Annotated in this window: 1 pseudogene; it reads left to right on the top strand. The window is 72.7% G+C overall.

From position 1 onward, the window contains the following. Positions 1 to 868: 868 nt before the first annotated feature. Positions 869 to 3,596, top strand: a pseudogene (locus tag BLT97_RS37155) (hypothetical protein); the annotation flags it as partial.

Raw genomic sequence — 3,596 nt, 5'->3', positions numbered from 1 at the left:
CCCCGCGCGCGGGTACATAGGCGGCTTCGCCGCCTATGCCTCATGATCCGCTTCGCGGATCACTTGACAGCGTTTCACGCTGTCTGCTATGCGGCCCGCTTCGCGGGCCGCGGTGATCCGCTTCGCGGATCACTTCTGCGCCTGCGGCTTGAGTGATCGAACTAGGTGGAACCCGCCAAACGGTGCACCCCTGTGGATAGCCGCGTTTCCGCAGGTCAACCCTACTTTTCGGGGAGTGCCGGCCTCGACACCCGATCGTAAGTGATCGCAGAGACCGCCATTTCGTGCACCCTTTTTCCACATGCCGAAAATCGAACAGAGGTAGGGGGGTGCACGGGTTGGCGGGTTCGGGACTGACCAGGGAGAACGGCCGTCCCGCGCCCCCCCTTATTGGGAACCATTCCCAATAGCCTGTTCGAGTAAGGGTCACCACCTTTGTTTCACCACTTACCGATCACGGTGCACCCGTGGCGGTATCGGGCCCGCTCGACCCTGTTTCCCCTGGTCAGCACTGAAACCGCCAACCCGTGCACCCTTTTTCCACAAACGGCCGTGACCTGCGAAAACCGCTGTGCGCCCGCGTGAGCGCCTCGACCCCGTATGCGCACCCGTGGCCGCCGGGGCGGAGATAGGCCGGTAGCGCGGCGCCTAGGCCCCTTCCTGGGCCCGTTTCGGATGATCTCCCGCGCGCCACGGGTGCCCCCTCCCCCGGGGTCCGGCGCACCCGTGGCGGGTTCGGTCGCCGCGGGTGCGCTAGTTGGGAATCAACTCACAGTTGAACTTGTAGTTCGCTTACAAGTTGGCTAGTGTGGGGACCGCACCAACCGCCGGGGGGACGCCCCGGCGGTCCGATCCGAAGGGACCGCGCATGACCTCGACTTCCGCCCCGATGCCCGTTGCTGACGCCCTGTCGGCCGGCGCCCCCCGCACCCTGGGTGCGCTCGCCGCTGCTGCTACCGGTTGCGGGTGGGGCGTCATGGTCGAGCGCGACGCAACGGCCGACGCGTGGACGCTGGTTGTGGCGACGCCGTCCGACTCCCGTACGGGCCGCTACACCTGGCGTGCGGGCAAGTGGGCGACGGCGGGCCGCGGTTACCGCGAAACGGTCGCTTGGTACCGGTCCGGCATGGAGTCGCTTCCGGGCGCGGCGGTCGAGACCGCGGCCGAGGAGGTCAAGGTCCCGGCGGGTGACGTGTCGGCCGAGACGCTCGCCGAGGCCGAGGCCGGGGTCACCGCGGCCCGCGCGGCACTCGACGCGGTCAAGGCCGGACAGAAGGCCGAGGAGGCACTCGCCGAGGCGCGCAAGCACGCGGACGCCGCGGGCGGGTTCCAGCACTCGGCCGAGACGGCGCAGCAGGCGGCCGAGGCCGCGCGTACCTGGGCCGAGGCGGACGCCGAGGCGGACCAGGCCGAGGCGGACGCCAAGGGAGCGGCCGAGGCGGTCGCCGAGTGCAAGCGCGCTTTTCAGCGGGCCCAGCGTGCGGCCAATGAGTGCCGGAAGTACGCCGAGGCCGCTACCGGTGCCCTGTACGAGACCGAGGCGGACCGCGCTTACGACCGTGCGAAGGATGCGCGGGAGACGGCGCGGGAGACGCTCGGGACCGCCGAGGAGGCGGCCGAGGCTGCGAAGGAAGCGGCCGAGGCTGCGCGCGAGACGGCCGACGACGAGTGCATGAAGTGCGGCGAATGGCTGTGCGCGTGCCGAGAGATCATGTGCGCGATGCTCGCCCGGTACGGGTCGGGTGCGGCGCGCACGGTCGACCCCGAGGCGGTCCGGATCGGCGAACTGATCATGTCGGACGAGGAGGAGCTCCGGGCGGCCGGTCAACTCATGCTGTGCGGTGAGTGGGCCGAGGCCGAGGAGGCTATCGAGCGGGCCGAGGAGGGTCCGGCCGAGGCCGAGGAGCGGCGCGCGGCGGTCCGCGCGGCCGAGGCCGCGGTCGAGCCTGCGGCCCCGGTGGCGACGTGCGACGGTCGGACCGCGCGCCAGTGGGCCGAGGAGGCCGAGCGGCACGCGTCCCGCGCGGCCGAGGCGTACGAGCTCACGGTGACCGCCGTCCGGCACCGGACCAACTTCTACGAGCCGATGCCCGTTGAGCGGCTCGACGAGACCGAGGGCGCCCGGGTGCGGGCCGCGTTCGCTCGAATCGACCGCCGGTCCCGGACCGCGTACAACCTTGAGCTTTCCGCGCGGCGTGACTGGTGGGACGGCGCAGAGATCACGGACCCCGTTCGTGCGCGGGACTGCGCCGAGCGTGCGCGGGTGCTGGCCGACGGGTGCGAGGCGGACGCGCGCATGGTCGCCGAGGCTTTCGCATGGGCCGAGGCCGAGGAGGCGGCGGCGGCCGAGTTGCAGCGCGCGGAGTGGTCCCTCGCGGACGCCGAGGAGCGCTACGAGGCTGCGCGCCGTCCGAACGCGTGGATCGGGGCGCAGGGTGTTGACCGCCGCATCGGAGAGACGAACGCGCTCCGTCTCGTGTGGATCGCGCGGCAGGCTCTTGCGGCGGTCAACGGCGCACCGTTCATCGCGTACCCGACGCTTACCGACCGAGGGACCGTCAAGGGGTGGAGCGTCGGTTACTGCACCGTGAGCCGGTACGCGGGTACGTCCGTGCGTATCGTCGACACGTCCGCGGACCAGTGGCGGGCCGAGGCAATCGCCGAGGCGAAGAACCGCGAACACGCCGCGCGGGTGCTGTGTGAGCGCATGGCCGGTGAACTAGTCATCATGCGGGCCCTGATGGACGACGCGCGGCACGCGGACACCCGCGTTCCGGGCGGCCGGTACCGTCAGGCGCGTACCGCGCTGGAGACGGCCGAGGAGCTGCACGACCGTGCCGCGCGGGAGCGTGGGACCGAGGCGGCCGACCGTATCGCCCCGATGGCCGACAGGGTCCGTGCGCTGAGTGCCACGGTGGCGGAGTACGCGCGGGACCGCGAGGAGTGGGCACGGAACCAGCGCGCGGCCGAGGCTGCGCGGGCCGAGGCCGCTCCGGTGCCGGCGGCGGCCGAGGCGGCGGTCGAGGAGGCCGAGGAGGCACCCCGGTACCGGTTCGGCCGCCGGGACGCCGAGGGTCGCTACCCGGTGTCGGTCGACGGCGCACCGGTCGGGCACGTCTACCAGACGCGCCGCACATGGTGGGCCCTCGGTCTCGACGAGCGGCGCCCGACCGACCACACCAGCCGCGCCGAGGCGGCGGCGCGACTCGTCGCGCTGGTCGACGTGCGGGCCGCGGCCGAGGCGGACGTCGCGCGCAGGATGCGGGCCCGCACCGTGGCGCCCCGGGGGTGGCGATTCACGACGTGGGACGCGGTCGAGTCGGGGGACGTCGTCCGGACCCCGGGGCGGTGCGTGCCGGTCCGTGGCGGGTTCGGGGACGGCGGTCCCCTGTCCCCCGAAGGGTGGGGCGCCCCGGTGACCTTGACCGGTGTCGAGCGGCTCGACAACGGGTGCGTAGTGGCGCGCGGGCGGGAAGGGGACGCGCCCGGTTGGGGCGGTACGGGTGTCCTCCTGTCGACTCCTGCCTACGCCGAGATTGGCCTCCTGGTCCCGGACGCCGAGGCCGAGGAGGCGGTCCCGGCGGCGGCCGAGGCGG

The sequence above is a fragment of the Streptomyces indicus genome, from assembly GCF_900100315.1.
GTDB lineage: Bacteria > Actinomycetota > Actinomycetes > Streptomycetales > Streptomycetaceae > Streptomyces > Streptomyces indicus.
This window is presented reverse-complemented; position numbering and strand designations above follow the sequence as displayed.